This window comes from Actinomadura sp. 9N215 (assembly GCF_044326345.1).
Classification (GTDB): domain Bacteria; phylum Actinomycetota; class Actinomycetes; order Streptosporangiales; family Streptosporangiaceae; genus Spirillospora.
The window spans coordinates 196,175-212,594 of record NZ_JBIRBA010000014.1; the positions used below are offsets into that span (position 1 = coordinate 196,175).

Annotated in this window: 13 protein-coding genes; 3 read left to right on the forward strand and 10 right to left on the reverse strand. The window is 68.5% G+C overall.

The annotated features are described in order from the left end of the window. Nucleotides 1–43: 43 nt before the first annotated feature. Nucleotides 44–1,267 carry a cytochrome P450 gene (locus ACH34T_RS23615; RefSeq protein WP_396023067.1) on the reverse strand — a complete coding sequence of 408 codons (1,224 nt, stop codon included), beginning with the start codon at nt 1,265–1,267 and terminating at the stop codon, nt 44–46. Between the two features lie 163 nt (nt 1,268–1,430). Next, a complete protein-coding gene (locus tag ACH34T_RS23620) occupies nt 1,431–2,714 on the reverse strand; it encodes a citrate synthase (RefSeq protein WP_396023068.1) in 1,284 nt (427 codons plus the stop codon). 130 nt (nt 2,715–2,844) lie between these two features. Here ACH34T_RS23620 and ACH34T_RS23625 point away from each other — a divergent pair, with 130 nt between their 5' ends. Further along, entirely contained in the window at nt 2,845–3,507 is a 663-nt protein-coding gene (locus ACH34T_RS23625) for a hypothetical protein (protein ID WP_396023069.1), read from the forward strand. Between the two features lie 143 nt (nt 3,508–3,650). On the opposite strand, the gene ACH34T_RS23630 is transcribed toward ACH34T_RS23625, so the two are convergent. Next, the gene (locus ACH34T_RS23630) at nt 3,651–4,553 is read right to left on the reverse strand and encodes a serine/threonine-protein kinase (protein ID WP_396023070.1); all 903 of its coding nucleotides are present in this window, start codon (nt 4,551–4,553) and stop codon (nt 3,651–3,653) included. A gap of 70 nt (nt 4,554–4,623) precedes the next feature. Next, nucleotides 4,624–5,559, reverse strand: a complete 936-nt coding sequence (locus ACH34T_RS23635; protein ID WP_396023071.1) for an aldo/keto reductase — start codon at nt 5,557–5,559, stop codon at nt 4,624–4,626. A 169-nt stretch (nt 5,560–5,728) separates the two neighbouring features. On the opposite strand from ACH34T_RS23635, the gene ACH34T_RS23640 reads away from it, so the two are divergent. Beyond that, a complete protein-coding gene (locus ACH34T_RS23640; protein WP_396023072.1) occupies nt 5,729–6,514 on the forward strand; it encodes a hypothetical protein in 786 nt (261 codons plus the stop codon). 88 nt (nt 6,515–6,602) lie between these two features. Here the strand turns inward: ACH34T_RS23640 and ACH34T_RS23645 are convergent, their stop codons facing one another. From ACH34T_RS23645 to ACH34T_RS23655, 3 genes are all read right to left on the reverse strand, one after another. Beyond that, nucleotides 6,603–7,388, reverse strand: a complete 786-nt coding sequence (locus tag ACH34T_RS23645) for a hypothetical protein (protein WP_396023073.1) — start codon at nt 7,386–7,388, stop codon at nt 6,603–6,605. A gap of 2,077 nt (nt 7,389–9,465) precedes the next feature. Then, the gene (locus ACH34T_RS23650; protein WP_396023074.1) at nt 9,466–10,425 is read right to left on the reverse strand and encodes a hypothetical protein; all 960 of its coding nucleotides are present in this window, start codon (nt 10,423–10,425) and stop codon (nt 9,466–9,468) included. Between the two features lie 548 nt (nt 10,426–10,973). After that, nucleotides 10,974–11,507, reverse strand: coding sequence for a 2,4'-dihydroxyacetophenone dioxygenase family protein (locus tag ACH34T_RS23655; protein ID WP_396023075.1), 534 nt, complete (start codon nt 11,505–11,507; stop codon nt 10,974–10,976). A gap of 774 nt (nt 11,508–12,281) precedes the next feature. Between ACH34T_RS23655 and ACH34T_RS23660 the strand changes: the two genes are divergently transcribed. Next, nucleotides 12,282–12,494: a helix-turn-helix domain-containing protein gene (locus ACH34T_RS23660; RefSeq protein WP_396023076.1), complete on the forward strand. Its 213-nt coding sequence runs from the start codon at nt 12,282–12,284 to the stop codon at nt 12,492–12,494. Nucleotides 12,495–12,571: 77 nt separating this feature from the next. Here the strand turns inward: ACH34T_RS23660 and ACH34T_RS23665 are convergent, their stop codons facing one another. The 3 genes from ACH34T_RS23665 to ACH34T_RS23675 form a co-directional block, all read right to left on the reverse strand. Beyond that, on the reverse strand, nt 12,572–13,540 hold the full coding sequence (locus ACH34T_RS23665) for a DUF2786 domain-containing protein (protein ID WP_396023077.1): 969 nt from the start codon (nt 13,538–13,540) through the stop codon (nt 12,572–12,574). Between the two features lie 849 nt (nt 13,541–14,389). Beyond that, nucleotides 14,390–14,653, reverse strand: a complete 264-nt coding sequence (locus tag ACH34T_RS23670) for a hypothetical protein (RefSeq protein WP_396023078.1) — start codon at nt 14,651–14,653, stop codon at nt 14,390–14,392. A 259-nt stretch (nt 14,654–14,912) separates the two neighbouring features. Beyond that, nucleotides 14,913–16,004, reverse strand: coding sequence for a winged helix DNA-binding domain-containing protein (locus ACH34T_RS23675; RefSeq protein ID WP_396023114.1), 1,092 nt, complete (start codon nt 16,002–16,004; stop codon nt 14,913–14,915). Between the last annotated feature and the right edge of the window lie 416 nt (nt 16,005–16,420).

Below are 16,420 nucleotides of genomic sequence, written 5' to 3' on the forward strand. Positions count from 1 at the left end.
ATAACCTCCCGGGGAATAATCGGGAATGTCAGAATAAAGGCGATCAGAATGCGCAGGGCAGGGCTTTGATCCCGTTGATGAAGCTGCTGCGTTGCCGGACCGGCGCCTCCGTGGCGTGAAGATTCGGCAGACGCGTGTACAGCTCGCGGAGCAGCACCGTCACCTCGCGGCGGGCCAGGTGGGCGCCGAGGCAGAAATGCGGTCCGGGGGACCCGAAACCCACGTGCGGGTTGGGGGAGCGCGTTATGTCGAACACATGGGGATCCTTGAACACGTTCTCGTCCCGGTTGGCCGAGTTGTAGTAAAGGATCACGCGGTCGCCCGAACGGTAGACGTGGCCCTGCAGTTCGTGGTCGCGGGACAGGGTGCGGCGCATCCACGTCACCGGCGAGGCGTAGCGGACGATCTCCTCGACGGCGCTCGGCAGCCGTCCGTCCAGGTCGGCGACGAGAACGTCCCTCTGGGCGGCGTGCTCGGTGAGCAGGGCGACGGCGTGGGACAGCGCGTTGCGGGTCGTCTCGTTGCCGGCGATCACGAGCAGGGCGAAGAAGCGCCCGAGGTCGCCGTCGTCGAGGGCCTCGCCGTCCACGTTCGCGTTCGTCAGCGCGGTGACCAGGTCGTCGGCGGGCTTCTCGCGGCGCAGCCGGCCGAGGTCGGCCATGAGCCCGTGCAGGTAGGAGAATTTCTCGGCGAGGATGGTCGTGCGGTCTCTGCCGTCCGCGCTGACGTAGTCCGGATCACCGACGGCCAAGACGAGGTTGGTGGCGTCGATGACGTCGTCGTATTCCGAGTCGGGGATGCCCATCATCGAGCAGATGATTTGCAGGGGCATCGGTAGGGCGACGTGCTCGACGAAGTCGCAGGGTCCCCGCTCGGCCAGTTGGTCGACGATGCGGCGTGCCAGGGCCGCGACGTCTCCGGTGACCCGTTCGATCAGCCGCGGTGTGAAGGAGCGGGAGACGATCCGGCGGAGCCTGGCGTGCCGCGGATCGTCCATGCTGATCATCGAGCCGACGTACTCGGTGAGCTGGGGCGGCGGATCGACGAGGCCGACGGCGGTGGGCGCGGAGCTGAACACCTCCGGTTTGCGGCTCGCCTCCGCCACCTGCTCGTACCGGGTCAGCGCGTAGAACCCGGGCCCGTCAGGCATGGGACAGAACACCGGCCTGTCCTCCGCCCGGAGCGCGGTGAAGAACTCGTCCCGCTCGGCTTGGGGTTTCGCCCAGAAATCCAGGCTCGACAGCTTCTTCTCGACAAGGGAGGGCATTCGTGGGAGCCGCCTTCCGCTGGGGAGTCGCCGCCTTCAGGCTAACCCGGCTGACCCCAGAACGCGGTCAAGAGCGGACGGGTTCGCGAACCCGCCCGCTCTACGCGCGTGACGCTGAAAGCCCGCCCCACAGCCAGATACGCGGCCTGGGGGCGGGAGCCTGTCAGCGGGCGGACGCCTCCACGTAGTGGCGCTCGCCCGGCCCCACGTACACCTGGCGCGGACGGCCGATCTTCGTGGACGTGTCGTTCATCATCTCGCGCCACTGGGCGATCCACCCGGGCAGCCGTCCGAGCGCGAACAGCACGGTGAACGCGTTGGTGGGGAAACCCATCGCCTTGTAGATGACGCCGGTGTAGAAGTCCACGTTCGGGTAGAGCTTGCGCTCGACGAAGTAGTCGTCGCTCAGCGCGACCTCCTCCAGGCGCATGGCAAGGTCCAGCAGCGGGTCGGATTTGCCGAGAGCGTCCAGGACCTTGCCCGTCGCCTTCTTCACGACCGCGGCGCGCGGGTCGTAGTTGCGGTAGACGCGGTGCCCGAAACCCATCAGCTTGACGCCGGGCTCCTTGCGTTTGACGCGTTCCACGAACGAGTCGACATCGTCCCCGCTCTCGTGGATGCGCTCCAGCATCTCCAGGACGGCCTGGTTGGCGCCGCCGTGCAGCGGGCCGAACAGGGCGTCCACCCCGGCTGACACGGACGAGAAAAGGTTCGCCTGGCTGGACCCGACCAGCCGCACGGTGGACGTCGAACAGTTCTGCTCATGGTCGGCGTGCAGGACGAACAGCATGTCCAGGACGCGCACGATCTCCGGGTCGATCTCGTACGGCTGCGTTGGGAGCCCGAACGTCATGCGCAGGAAGTTCTCGATGTACCCGAGGGAGTTGTCCGGGTACAGCAGCGGCTGACCGTTGGACGTCTTGTACGCGTAGGCCGCAATGGTGGGGAGCTTGGCGATGAGCCTGACGCTCGACTGGTCGACCTGTTCGGGGTCGAAGGGGTCGAGGCTGTCCTGGTAGAACGTCGACAGCGCGCTGACCGCCGACGACAGCACCGCCATCGGATGCGCCCTGCGCGGGAAGGCGGAGAAGAACGCGCGGAACTTCTCGTCGAGCAGCGTGTGATTGCGGACGTGGTCGGTGAACTCGCTCAACTGGTCGGGTGTCGGCAGCTCGCCGTAGATCAGCAGGTAGGCGACCTCAAGGAAGGACGACCGCTCCGCAAGTTCCTCGATCGGGTAGCCCCGGTAGCGCAGGATGCCCGCCTCACCGTCGATGTAGGTGATCGCCGACGTGGTGGACGCGGTGTTGGTGAAGCCGGGATCGAGCGTGACGTGACCGGTCTCCTTGAGGAGGCTGCCCACGACCAGTCCCGAGGGGCCCTCGGTCGACTCGGTCACCTCCAGGGGCATCCGGCCGCCCGCGTGGCCGAGCTCGAAATCCGACATGCGCGCTCACTCCCAACTGCGTCCAACACCTGCGTAGATGTTCCGCTCGTCATCGTATCCAGGTGATCACACACGCCGATCGGCGGCCGCCTCGTTGACGGCGGGCGCGCGCGGGTGGTCCGGTGGATCCATGTCCGGACACACCGCCACTGAGCTCGCCGCCCGCGCGCGCCGCCAGATCGCGGACGCGACGACCCCGAACCGCTTCGTCGACGTGCTGGAATCAGGCGGGATGCCCCGGGAACGCCTGATCTGGCTGGCCGCGGAGGAGTACCGGATCGTCGGCAGCGATCGGCGGAGTTTCGCCTTGCTCGCCGCGCGGTTTCCCGAAGCGCCCGCCGGTGAGCTGTTCCTCGGGCTCGCGCAGGGCGAGGGACGGGCGCTGGCGCTCCTCGACGACTTCGCGGCCGCGCTCGGCGAAAGTGACGAGAATCTCAGCGCGTACGAGCCGAGACCGTTCGCGCAGGTCTATCCGGCCTACCTCGCGCAGAGGGCGGCCTTCGGAACCGCGAGCGAGGTGGCTCTCGCCATGCTGGCCAACCTGGAGGAGTGGGGCGCGTACTGTTCCCGTACCGCGCGAGCCCTCCGGGCCCACTACGGCTTCCAAGAGAAGGACGTCGGGTTCTTCACTTTCTTCGCCGGGTCACCGCCCGGCTTCGAGGAACAGGCCCTGGACGTCATCGCTTCCGGTCTCGCCTCCGGAGACGACCCGGAAGAGGCCGTCCGCGCAGCCCGCCTCTTGCACGCGTACGAGACCGCCTTCTGGGACGCGCTCGTGGACGGCTTGCCCTGAGACAGACCGCAGTGTGCACAGGCCTAGCCTTGGGCTTGGCGCAGGCGCCTCGTGAAGACCCTTGCCCGCACCCACCGGCGTGACCTCGCGGAGGCAGCAAGAGACTCCCTACCGCGGCCTTGCGGGAGTCCTCTCCCAGGCCCTTATCCGTGCGGTTCGCGGAGAGTGGGGAGTTCCGCAGTGACCTCGACCAGCGTCCGCTCCTGCACACCGATCAACTGCTCGACGTCTACAGGGGGCCACTCCTCGCCGTAGTGAGCGTCCAGCAGCGTGGACAACGCGACGAGGACCTGCTCCGGCGACGGACGTTCCCCAGGCTCCTTCACCAGGCAGCGTGTCACCAGCCCGCGCATGGGATCGGGCAGCCGGTCGAGGTCCGGTGCACGATGGACGATTCGGGCGCGCACCTTGTGGCCGGTCCCGAACGGTGCCGCACCGGTCGCCGCGTACACGAGAGTCGAGCCGAGGGAGAACACGTCGCTCTGCGGGGCGACGGGGTCGCCGAGAGCCTGCTCCGGGGACATGTACGCCGGCGTCCCCAGAATCTCCGTCCTCGACAGAGGCAGCGCGTCAAGCGGCCGGGCGATGCCGAAATCGATGACCCTCGGCCCGTCCGAAGCGAGCAGGACGTTCGACGGCTTCAAATCCCGGTGGACGATCCCCGCGCGATGGATGGCGATCAGAGCCTCGGCCAGCCCGGCGCCCAACTGGCACGCGGCCTGTTCGCGGAGCGGACCCTTTTCCTGGACGACCTTGGAAAGGCTCACGCCCCGGATGTACTGCGTCGCCAGCCACGGCTGGTCCGCGTCCGGATCGGCGTCGACGACGGGCGCCGTGTAGAAGCCGCTGACCGACTGCGCGGAGGTCACCTCGCGGCGGAACCTCGCCCGCCATCTGGGATCGTCCAGGAGCTCCGGCCGGATGACCTTCACCGCGACCAGCCGTCTGCTCTGCGACGCCCCGAGGAACACCTCGCCCATCCCACCGGAGCCGAGCCGCGCGACCACGCGGTACGGGCCGATCTTCTGCGGAAGCTCTGACTGCATGGATATCCGATCATGCTGGGGCGCGCTCAATCGTGTCATGCCCTCGCCGCTCGTCCGACCGGATGGCCCTTCACGTCCAGGGAAGCGCACTCCGTTCGGCCCAATAGATTTCGGGTGGGACGCTCAGGCCGGCCAGGACGTCGAGGTCGTCGTCGAGCGACACCTCTGCCGCAGCGAGGTTGGCGGCTAGCTGTGCGGGACTGACCGGGCCGATGAGAACCTTGTCCGCCCATGGCCGGCTGAGGGCTGCGGCAAGCGCCAGCGCGTCGGGCTGGACGAGGTTCTTCGCCGCAACGTTCCGTACGCCCGCAGGCGGCCGTGTGGCCAGTCTTCCGTTGGCCAGCACCTCCTTGAGCAGCACATGCATGCCCACACCATGCGCTTCGCGGAGGGCCTCCCCGGCGGAGGTCTCAAGGATGTTCCACGTCGACTGGACGGTACTGAAGAGCCGCTGCCCGGACACTTCCAGCGCCATGGCGCGACGGATCGTGTCGGCCTGCCCTGGACCCGACGTGGAGAAGCCCACCCGGACACCGTCCGCGGCCGCTTCCGCAACAACGGCCTGTAGCCGCGCGTCCTTGAACAAGGGGCTCTCTTCGGTGAGCGAATGCACCTGGTAGACGGAGAGATATCCGTTGAGAAGAGCGCGTGTCTCCTCATATTGGGCCTCGTAACGGTCGAGACTGTGCTCCTTCACCTCGTGCACTGGCGCGTCGGTCTTCCATTCGCCGACGTAGGCGTATCCCCACTTGCTCGATACCGTCACGTCTTCTGGGGCCCGTGCGGTGAGCCAACCACCGAGGAACTCCTCGGCCCTGCCGTACGACCGCGCCGCGTCCACCCACCGGATGCCGGCCGCGTAGGCCGCGTCGAGGACGTCCCAAGTCGCCGCGCGCATCCGCTCCACGCTCCGGTGACGCGGCAATTCGTCCGCTCGGCCCACGTTGATGTACGCCGGCCGCCCAAGCGCCGCCAGCCCGATCCCGAGCCGCTGTATCGCGTTCATCCTCACAGCCTGGCACGCCGAACTCCGCATACAAGTTAAGAAATGCACTGATAAGACATGACAAATCGCCCACCGGGTTATCCACAGAACCAAGTTCTTGCGCCCTTCGCAGGCCCCGTGGGCGAAGCTAAGTCGAGTCAACGTCCATCGCCGAAAGAAAGGCACGGCAATGCCCGCACAGATCACTCGTGACCAATACGGGGCCAACCAGTTCGCCGGCCGTCTCGGGCTCGCCCGATGGCAGATGCGCGTCGGCCGGGAGCACGGCATCATTCCGGCGCCGGATCTCGACGGCGAGCGATGGTCCGCGAGCCTCGCCGAGGAGTGCCGGGGACGCGGCGAGCACGTCATCGCACGATTCGGCGACGACCCGCCGATCGGATCCGCCCGGGCCGCCGCGAGGCTGGCCGCGCGACTGGGCCTCGACGTCGAGCGGCGCGACGTGGAGGTTCTGGTCGCGCAGGGAGACCTCAACGTCATCAGCAGCTTCCGCGGGTTTCCGGTCTACCTCCTGCGCGACCTGGACCGCCTCGACCCCGCCTCCGTGCGATCGGTGGTCGCCGCCCGGAAGGGCCCGCTGATCGACACGGTCGACGCCGGCGGCGCCGCGATGATCCTCGCCTGGCCCCGGAAGACGTTCGACCGTGTCGCCGGCGAGCGCGGCCTCGCGACGGACCGGCTGGGCCGCTATTCGCTTGAGGACGTCCACGCCCTCGGAGCGGACGAGGACCTGGTCCGCCAGGTCGCCGAGGAGAAACGCGAACTGGCCCTGAAACGCACACGACGCTCCGAGACACGGATCGAGGACGTCGTCCGCGGCTGGCTGCTCCGCTGCACCGCCTACCTGGACGGAGAGACCGACCTGCCGCCGGACATCGGCCCGCTCAGCCGCGCGATGAAGGGCCTCTCCGCCGTCAGGGCGGAAATCGCAAGGCAAAACCGAGCGCCGTCCTAAACGATCCCATCCACCGCCGTAGCGTCGGGCTGGGGGTGGGAGTCGAGCGTGACTGGAGGTTCGTTGATCGGTGGGTGGGTGCGGGTGGTCAAGGACGGCGTGGGGCGGAGCGGCGCCTGGAGGCGGGTTTCTGGTCGTTGTACTGGCGGGCCAGAGCCGCGAGCAGGCGGTCGCGGGCCTCGGTGCGGGATATCGCGGGCAGCCTCGCCGGGAGGGTGGAGGCCAGCGCTGGAGGGGCGTCGACCAGGCCCTCGTCGTCAATGGCCGCTTGATCTCCTGTCCAGGCGCCGAGGAGGACTGCGGAAAGGCCGCCTGGGTGGCGATCGAGGAGGGCTCTGATTCGTTCGGCCTCGCCTGCGCAGTCGGCCACCAGGAGGAGGCGTCGTCCCTGCGTGGCACCTGTGTTCCGGCGGATCGCGAGTTCGGTCTCGAGGTAGGCGAGGGCGGCGTCGAGGTTGCCGGGAATGAAGAGGCCGGCGGTGTCGTCGTCGAGGAGTTCGTCCTCGCCCAGGCCGAAGAGGACCGTGGCGTCAGGCCGCGGGACGACCACAAGAGAGCTTTCGCTGTGCTCGTCGAGGGCTGTGAGAGCCAGTATCCGGGCGGTGGAGACGGCGCCAGGGCCGGCGAGACCGGTGGCCGGAGCGGCGAACGGGTCGATCGCGGCTTGATAGGTGTACCGGGCGGGCGGAGGCCCGCCGGTCGCGGCAATGGTCGCGGAGAATGCGGGCAGCCCCGCCGCGGCGTAGATGCGGTGCCGGAACGGATAGCAGATCGCCGCCGCGGCGGGCAGGAGCAGGCCGAGCAGCAGCACCGGCTGCAGTGAGGACGGACGTGAGTCGAGGTCCTGGGCCTGGCCTCGGGTGCGAGTCGGCATCGGGGAGGGGACGCGCGGCGTGGCGGTCTTCGGGCGTTTCGGTGCCGGAGCCGCCGTACTCGGGGCATCCGACACCGTGGGCCCGGGGGCGGGCGCTTCGGGCTGCCTTGGCGATGGGGACCGTCCTCTGACCTTGAGCTTCCAGTCGAATCGGTCGCCCCGGCGGGCGAATTCGCGTCCGCGTCCCGATCGTCTGCGAGACCTCTCGTACATCGCCAGCCATGCCTCCTTGCACTTCTGCGCCGTGTGCCTGTCACCGACGATCACGGCGTGACGGCAGATCGGCGGTATGGACCTGCGCGGCTCCGGCGACGCGAGCGTGAACGCGTCGACGGGCGTGGCCAGACCAATGGAGATGGCGCCGACCAAGGCCGTACAACCCAGCACTCCGCTGGTGCAGCGAATCAAGTCGCTGATCAATACGGCAGGTGCGGGCTGTGCTAGGAAACGGTTCATCTTCGCCCCGGGGGGATCGCGTCGGTCACCGTGAGAATGCCGATCGTAGTCACTTCGGCTACGGAGCGTTGAGCAATGTTCGCAGTCGAATGGAAGATCATTCGAAGTCGACTATCGGCACCCCGGTCGATATGACTGTCATATCCGAATCGTCCGTATGTATCGCGACAGTGTTCGTCGCATGAGCCGCGCAATTTGCACAGCCGGCATTTGGCCTGTTCAGAGGAGATTGACCGGCGACGCGACTTGGAGATGTTCTGGTTGCCTGAGAGGTGCGCGTAATCCGGCAGGTGCTCGACCTGCCTTGTGAGATCTCGCAAGGCATGCCTGAGTAACCGCCCTGATGTGTTATGTCTCACTCGGCGTCGTCGATCACGAAGCTTCTTCGAGATCCGCCTGGCCGGGGCGGTGGCCGGCGGCGCGCGGGGGACCACCGGCCCGAGCCGTGACGTGCCGAGTACACCTTGTCGACCCGGTCCGGCACGATCCCGGCCATCCGAACCGGCCTACCATCGCCACCGGGACGCGGCCGGGGACCGGCGCGCACCGCACAACCGCACGTGCAGGCGGCGATCGCGGCGCTGCACGACGAGGCCGCCTCGGCGGACGAGGCCGACTGGCCGCGGCACAGGAGGCGGCTACCGGTGATCGGACGCCCCACGTCTTGGCGAACTCGCCATCCCCGGAGTCCGTGCAGGACGGCGTCGCGCCCGTCCGGAGGTCGTCGGCGCTGAGGGCCTGGCTGTGCCGTTGACCTAGCGCATGGGACGCGCTAGAGACGGTCAGCGGGCGGCCGGGGCGGTACCCGTGTCTATGGCGACTTGGCTGTTCCTGGACTCCGTGGTGTGGACAGTGTCGCGGTCGCGTGTCGGCTTCTTGGCTTTGAGGCGTGGTTGTGCTGTTGGGCGAGAGTGGAGGCGATGGGGGGCGTCTCCGGTGGCGGGACGGCGCTCACGTTTCGACGAGCCGGGTTGTTCCCTGGAGTCTGGGGCCGTGGGGCCGTGGGGCCGCGGGGCGGGCGGCGCTCATGTTTTCGACGAGCCGGGTTGTTCCCTGGATTGTGTGTTCCAAGGAGGTGCTGGCCAACGGGAGACTGGCCACACGGCCGCCTGCGGGCGTACGGAGCGTTGCGGCGAAGAACCTCGTCCAGCCCGACGCGCTGGTCGACGTGGAACATCCTTGAGACCGCCGCCGGGGAGGCCCTCCGCGAAGCGCATGGTGTGGGCATGCACGTGCTGCTCACGGGGCGAGGGTGTGGGTGGTCAGGGCGGATCCGTTCTGGCGGGATGCGGATCAGCGTGGTGGGTGGGGTGACGGGCGGGCGGCAATCGGATCGGTGATTTGTTTGGCCGTGTCCTCGGCGTTGTCGAACACCTCGTTCTCGTCCTATAGGAGCGGGCCCATAGGTACGGATCGAGCTGGAGCCGCATGGCGGGTGGCCGGTTCTCCTCGGTGATTGGTCGCAACCGGAGCCTGTGTGAGCGCCTCGGTGATCGAGGTGCCGCCGCGGGTTCGGTCGAGCGGAGGTCGCGCGCGCTGGCGGAGGTCGCGCGCGCTGTTGGTTCGTTGAGGACTTCAGGGTTGGAGTGGTGGGTTGGACGTCGCCTCTCCCGCTTTGTGGTCAGGCGGCGGTGGGGAACGGGTCTGCGGGGGATTCCAGGACGTCGTACATGCCCAGGGGCAGTGTGTCGCCCCACAGCCAGTCGTTGATCGTGCCCTCGAAGTCCGCGGGCGGGTCAACGGTGAGGAGGCGCGGGGCCAGTAGGGAGAGGCGCACTTGGAACGGGGACGGAGATCTGAGGTGGGCGCGGCGCCTGGAGCCCCAGAAGTCGTCGAAGTCGCTGTGCGCGAGGTACAGGTTGTCGGGGATCGTCCGGGTTCGGGCGGCCGGGCCGGTGGCGAGCCAGGACCAGTGTTCGGTCAGGAGCCGTCGGGCGGTGGTGCGCAGGACGTTGAGAGCGGCCAGGTCGTGCGGGCAGGCGACGTCGCGGATCTGGAGCTCGGGCAGGCCGAAGCGGCGGAGGCCGCGGGTGCGCAGGCGGACGCAGGCGCAGCCGTTCACGCCCTCGGGGTCCAGTTCGGGCTCCGCGGCGGTGCAATGACCGTTGGAGCGGAACGGCGGCAGGACGTCGCCGCGCCAATGGTCGGCGAGCACGAAACGCGTCCTCTCGGTGGTGGACGGGGACAGGATGCGGCCGGTGACGAGGTCGGCCGTGACCCCGCCGACCGCTTCGGCGATGGCGCACGCGGCGGAACGGGCGACCTGGACGCCGCGGGGCTGGTCGGTGATGGGCGCGAAGGCGGTGACGACGGCGAACTCGGCCGCGTCGTTGAAGGCGCGGGCGGCCTGCCGGTCTTCGGGCTGGGCCGCCTTGATCTGGCCTGGGTCCCAGCGCAGGCATCTGAGGTCTTCCCGGGTGACCTGCAGTTGGGGCGAGCCGATCCGTCCGGCGATGTGGGCGTGGAATGGGGCGGGCTTCGTTCGATGGAGCAGGTCGGCGAGGTCCTGCGGGACGCTATCGGCGGCGACGGCGAACCGGGAGGTCGTGGTGGACGGAACCGGGAACGTGATCGTGGCCATCAGGCCGCTCCTTCCTAGCCGCGACAGTCCTGCCCAGCATGCGCTGCCGGATCGGCCGGAGGCAGCAGAAGCCCGGTCTGTGGATAACTTGCGCTCGCGGGCGGGGGACGGCGGCGGCACTGGGTGTGAATCGCGGCAAGCCGGTGAAGGGCGGGCTGGTGAAGGGCGGGCTAGGGGAGGGCGGGCTGGTGAAAGGTCGGGCTGGTGAAGGGGCGGGTGGTGGGCCTGGCTGGCGACGGCGTGACGGTGTCGCTGTCGGTGAGGTCGGCGAGTCGTCTGGATCGCTGTGGGAGGGTCCCGGGACTTGTCCCAGGCGGCGATCTGTGGGCTGCCAGCGGCCGTGAGCTAGTTACGTTCTAGGGCGGTCTCGGCGTCGACGGCGAGGTTGGGGGAGGGGGATTCTTCCGAGGCCGACGACGATTTCCAGGGTCTGTTGTGGGGGCGTGTTCGTTCCACTGGATGTTGCCCGGGGTGGAGGCCCCTCTCGGCCTCCTCCGGAGTGCTTCTCTTGGGTGCGGTGAAGGAGGCCGAGTTTGGTCGTCGTTCCCCTAGCGGAAGAGGGGGTCGATGAAGTCTGCCCCTAGGCCGACCTTCTCGAAGTGCTCGCGGCACATAGCGATGTAGTCGTGGACGTCGAAGTAGCCGTCCGCCTCACCGTTCTCGTCCAGCCAGATGAGCGGACCCTTCACGATGAACATCGTCTTCATCGGCTCACCGCTCTCGTAGGCGACGAGCGTGTGGCCCTCGCCGGGCGCCTCGTAGATGAAGTCCCCGGCGGTCGCGGTCCAGGGACGTTCGAGATAACCCCACTTGCCGGAGATGGTGTAGGCGAACACTTCATGTGGGTGGTAGTGCCGGTTCACCAGGCCCGCGCTGGTGGCGCGCAGGATGTCCGACCAGGAGTTGTCCTTGACGTTGATCCAGAGGGGGCGCGAGCCGACGGTCTCGGTGAACGGCACGTAGTAGCGGTCGTCGTCGGTGGCGACCTTCGACAGGTAGAGCTCGGGCAAGGCGTCCGGCTTCTGAGAGTTCTCGAGCGGCTTCAGGCTCTTCCAGAACTCTGTCGTTGCGTCCTCGGGCATGGCGTCCTCCACGTGCACGATCTGTTGGCCGGCAGTCAACCGCGTCAGGCCCGGCGCCGTCTTCCCGATCTCCAGGGCTGCCGCCCGTCTCCGCCGTTTCCGCTGTCTCCGCGGCAATCGTAGTGCGATGCAGGTAGATGAGCCGGACTTGTCTGCGCCCGGACCGGCCCGAGGTCATCCAGCCGACGACCAGCCAAGTCTCGGGTCGGGCGCGCGATTCGTCCTTGTGGGTGCCGGGCTGTCTCAGGCTTTGGTTGGTGGGTCCGGCGTTGCCGTTTCGGTGGCCGGGCGCGGGCCCGGCCCGGCCCGGGGGATAGTTGTGGTCCTGCGCGTGGGGTGGGTGGTGGAGGTGGCCTGGGCTGATTCGCGGGACCCGAGGCGGCCGTCGCCGTGATTGTGGTTGCGGGCTGCGCCGCCGGGCGAGGGCAGGGGCCAGGCATGATCGTGCGCTCAGGGGGTCTGACCTGGGCTGATTCTTGATCGTGGGGGCCGCTGGATCGTGGCTCCTGGTGCTGGGCCGGGCTGGTGCGGGCGGCGGTCGCGGTCGTGTTCGCCGTTGAGGGGGCGGCGGGTGGTCCGGTGGGAGGCTTCCGGGGCGTCCCGTCCGGCGGCGACACGCCGTTCACCACGAAAAAGACCAGCTTCGGCCGAATTCGCGGTGATTCGCGCGGCATCGACGCCGTAATCAGGGGAATGTGTACGTTGGGGAGATCAACACTGCTGTGAGCTGCGGGGACGGCCCCCGCTACACAGCCTTGCGAACAGGAGGTCCCCGTGGCCCGAACAATGTCTAGGGGCACCCGCGTCGTCGGTGAGGAACGCCTGCGGCTCGCCAAGGTACTGGCTCCGCGGTACCAGTCCGGAGAGAGCATCCGTGATCTGGCCGCCGAGACCGGCCGGTCGTACGGGTTCATCTACAACGTCCTGAAGGAGGCAGGCGTGGAGCTGCGGGGCCGGGGTGGTAACACCCGGCGCCGGAAGGCCTGACCGCTCCCGAGACAAGGAAAAGGAAGAACGAACACATGATCGGATGTCCCCCTCGCCCCCCGGGGGGACGCCGTGCGCTAGGTACGGCGGAACGCCCCGGTGACCTCGAGGCGTCCGTTCAAGCTGGCCAGGTCCGCGGCCGCCCGCCCGGCCACCCAGCCTTCGTAGTTGGACACCGAACCCGACCGTCCCTTGGCGAGGTTCGGGAACATCGTGTCGACGGCCTGTTCGACGGCTCGGTCGCGCGCGGCCAGCACGGGAAGCAGATCCTTCCCTCCTGCGCCCGCGGCCGCCCGGTTCGCCGCCTCTCGCAGCCGCTCCCCGATACGGGCGGCGTAGGCGTTCAGGAAGGCGTGGCGGAACGAACGCGTCCGTGACCGTCCCCGCGCATCGCGCCTGGGACCCGCATGGACCATGGCGGACGTCGCCTGGACGAGCAGCGACGTGAACATCATCTCCACCGCCGCCAGATCGGCAGGGAACCCCAGGACCGTGGAAAATCCCAGTTCTCGATGCCACACGGCCCGGCAGCGGTTGGCATCGGCCACGACCGTGAGCAGAACAGCCTTCGGCGCGTCGTAGGGGTTGTCCACCGGGATGCGTCGTCCGGCGGGACCGCCCGTATCGCCGGTCTCCGCGGCCAGCACCGCATGGTCGATGCTGTGCCGCGCCATCAGCTCCTGGGCGCGCGCGCTGAGCGCCTCTGCCTCCTCGGGGAATTCGGTCGACTCGGCCTTGGCCAGGAGTGCCCTGACCTTGCCGAGGATCCGCTGGTCGACCTCTCGTGCTCGGTCGCGTGATGCCGTCGATGCGCTGGGACGGTCCGTGCTAGGTGCGCCTCCGTCGCCGGACGTGCCCGGGGGAGGGCGCATGCTCGGCAGCCTTGGCAGGCACTCCAGCAGGTGGACGAGTTCCACCGCGGACGCAACGTAGACCCCACGTTCCACGCCTTCGCGTACGCACCAGGCGTCTGAGTACTCGTCGTCGTCCACCCACCACGTTTCCGCTCGGAGGACGGCGAGTTGCTCGCGCCATCGGTCGTCCACGCTCGCGCCTGAATAGGTTCGCAGTTCGCCTGCGATCGCGTCCGTTGCCAGACGTGCGTGCCTGGCCGTACGACGACGGGACGTGAACCTGACCACATCGGCCGGTTGCCAACCACGTTCCCAGGCCGTGGTGACCGCCTGTCGCATCCGGGCGGTGAGACAGCGGTCGGCGGCGAGCCTCCATGCGCCCCCGCCGATCGTGCTTGGGGGTGTTATGAGGTCGGCAACGAAGCGGTTGAAGGAGGCGGGGTCGCTTCGGGCCAGCGCGCGTACGGCCGCTGTCGTCAATTCGTTCGCGGCCTCCGCGAGTGAGGCCCCGGTCGCCGCCGCCCCGGGCCGTGAACGCTGCCACGTGTTCCGCACGGCACTCCCGTCGTCCGGCGTCACATGGTCACCACGCATCCTGCCATCCGACGACGACAGACTCGCGCCTCACCGACACGGACAGGGCCGTCGGCACAGGAAACCCTTGGCCGGTTCGCATGCGGAGCACCCGCCGGTGAGGACAGACCCGGCTCCATGGACCGACCCCGGTCGTGTGGACCAGACCCGGTCGTGTGGCCCAGACCCGCTCGAGTGGACCGGCCCGGCAAAGTGGACCGGCCCGGCAATGTGGACCGGCCCCGGCAATGTGGGACGGGCCCAGAGGTGCGGACGGACCCGGTCGTTCGGAGGGGCCTGTGTGGACCGGACCCGGTGGTGTGGACGGGACCCAGGGGTGCGGACCGGGCCCGGCCGTCTGGACAGGCCCGGCCGTTCGGGCGGCCTCGGTGATGCGGACGGAGTGGCGGCATGTGTAAGCCCCTGGCCGTTTTCGGTCAGGGGCTGAGAAGGGCCGAGCCGGCGGTCCTAGTCGTCGTCGCCGCGCATCTCCTCGACCACGACGCTCTGGTAGGCGCGGGACGTGTCCGGGACGTAGCTGAGCCGCGCGAGGGCCTTGCCTTCGCGGTTCCTGATCTCGAAGTGGTAGCCCTCTCCGGCCTCGCCGACGTGCGCCACGGCCTGGTCGTGGCGGAGCCGGCACATCGTGTCGACCTTCTCCAGCGCCACCTTCAGGCTCCCCGCGTCGCTGATGAGCCGGGCCGGCTCGCTCGTCTCCCAGATCTCGAACATTGGTCGTGTCCTGTCGGCGGTCGGAAGGAACGGGCGGGGCATTCCAGACGTCGGAGACAGCTTGAACCCATCTGGTGGATCTTTCAATCAGTGCAGGTATCGGATTGATCACTATTCGAAGTTGTCCACGCTCACAGTGTCATGTCCGCATGTGGCGGCGTATGGACGCTTCCGCCGGACAGGCCGGATCGATAAGGTCTGCCGCGCACAACCGAACGCGACTCACACGGCGGGGACGGACGATCGCCTGCGGTGTGCGTCATTCATCTTCGACGACGGACACGACTGCTTCCTTTGCGTCCGGTTCGATGAAATGTAGGAGTGACTCCCCTTCAGTGGTCAGATCGTCGACGGCCGCCTTCGGGAGGGGCTCGAAGGGGCGCAGCCGCAGTGTGGCGACCTTCCGCTTGTACTCGGTCTCCCAGATGCCGCGCGCGAAGCCATCCCAGAGGAAGACGGCCCGGACGCGAAGGTTCTTCGTGGTGAGGGACGGACGGTGCGCGTCGGCGATGATGCGCCTGCGGTCGGCGTGCGCCAGGACGAGGCTGTCGAACTCGGGCAGGAACCGTGCCGGTGCCGAGACGTCCTCACCGGGCCGTGGGGCGTCGGGGAGGTCGAACAGTTCCCGGCCCTTGTCGTCGGTGAAGACACGGAGGCCGGGACGTAGCCGTTCCAACGCCTCGCCGGTCGCGGGCAGCCCGGACCACGTTTGTGCATCAGCGGCCGACGCTGGCCCATAGGCCGCCAAGTAACGGAGCATCAGTTCCTCTGTCGCGGGTTCCGACGCAGGGGCGGCGCCCAGCCAGCTTTCGGCCAGCGTGAACTGCGACGTACGGGGGAAACCCCACCTGTCTTGGGTCGGAACCATGACCAGTGGCACGCAGAGCCGGACGGCGTAGCCAAGGGCCCGATCGTTGACGTCCGGGAACTCTTCTTGGAGCAGCGCACGCACTTCGTTGAACGTGCGGGGTTCCTGTTCGAGGAGCGCACGCGCCGCCGGGACGACCCTTTGCAGATCCAATCCTTCGGCGCGGTCGCCCAGGACGCGGAGTGAACCGTCCAGCATCGGCTGCATCGCCGTGCGGAACGCCCTGTAGTCGTCGCCCGTCATCAAGTGGAGCGTGGCGCGCAGCATCGTGGCGCGGACGATCGACCGGTCGTGCAGTGCGGCATACAGGTCGGACACCTGGAAGCCGTCCAGTCGCGTCCAGAGCCCCAGGAAGGGCGGTTTGGGCTCCTGCGCCTGCATCCCGCACAGCCGCCGCACCGCCTCGGTGACCGCGATCGGCTCCCGCGCGAGCAGGAGCTGCCGTGCGAGCGTGGCTCGGTTGAGGGCTCGGACGCTGAGCATGTCTGTCACCCGTCCAGGATGCCCGTCCCGCCAGGGCTCGGTGCCGGAGGCTCACCCCGTCGCCAGGATCGCCCCGGTGCGGCCGGGATCGCCCGTCGGCGCCGTTCGGATCGCGTCGGCGAAGCAGAGATCGCGTTGATGCCGACGGATCGCGTTGACCTCGCTGGGGCCGCATTGACGTCGCTGGGGCCGCGTTGACGTCGCTGGGGGTCGCACTGACACCGTTGTGGTCGCGTTGGCGTCGCGAGGGGGGCGCGTTGGCGTCGCTGGGATTGCGTCGATGCCGATGGCATTGCGTTGATGCCGTCTGGGTGGCGTTCGGCGTTCGCCGGTCGATGTGCCCGTGCCTCAGATTCCTGGACGGCGTTTCCACGGTCGCCGGTCGCGGGATCTCTGGCGTGGAGGCAACTAGAGAT

Bases quoted from the DNA above. Each gene is read 5' to 3' on its own strand.
- ACH34T_RS23630 (WP_396023070.1), bottom strand. From the start codon at position 4,553: ATGCAGTCAGAGCTTCCGCAGAAGATCGGCCCGTACCGCGTGGTCGCG.
- ACH34T_RS23655 (WP_396023075.1), bottom strand. From the start codon at position 11,507: ATGCCCGAGGACGCAACGACAGAGTTCTGGAAGAGCCTGAAGCCGCTC.
- ACH34T_RS23635 (WP_396023071.1), bottom strand. From the start codon at position 5,559: ATGAACGCGATACAGCGGCTCGGGATCGGGCTGGCGGCGCTTGGGCGG.
- ACH34T_RS23650 (WP_396023074.1), bottom strand. From the start codon at position 10,425: ATGGCCACGATCACGTTCCCGGTTCCGTCCACCACGACCTCCCGGTTC.
- ACH34T_RS23620 (WP_396023068.1), bottom strand. From the start codon at position 2,714: ATGTCGGATTTCGAGCTCGGCCACGCGGGCGGCCGGATGCCCCTGGAG.
- ACH34T_RS23640 (WP_396023072.1), top strand. From the start codon at position 5,729: ATGCCCGCACAGATCACTCGTGACCAATACGGGGCCAACCAGTTCGCC.
- ACH34T_RS23645 (WP_396023073.1), bottom strand. From the start codon at position 7,388: ATGCCGACTCGCACCCGAGGCCAGGCCCAGGACCTCGACTCACGTCCG.
- ACH34T_RS23615 (WP_396023067.1), bottom strand. From the start codon at position 1,267: ATGCCCTCCCTTGTCGAGAAGAAGCTGTCGAGCCTGGATTTCTGGGCG.
- ACH34T_RS23625 (WP_396023069.1), top strand. From the start codon at position 2,845: ATGTCCGGACACACCGCCACTGAGCTCGCCGCCCGCGCGCGCCGCCAG.
- ACH34T_RS23675 (WP_396023114.1), bottom strand. From the start codon at position 16,004: ATGCTCAGCGTCCGAGCCCTCAACCGAGCCACGCTCGCACGGCAGCTC.
- ACH34T_RS23670 (WP_396023078.1), bottom strand. From the start codon at position 14,653: ATGTTCGAGATCTGGGAGACGAGCGAGCCGGCCCGGCTCATCAGCGAC.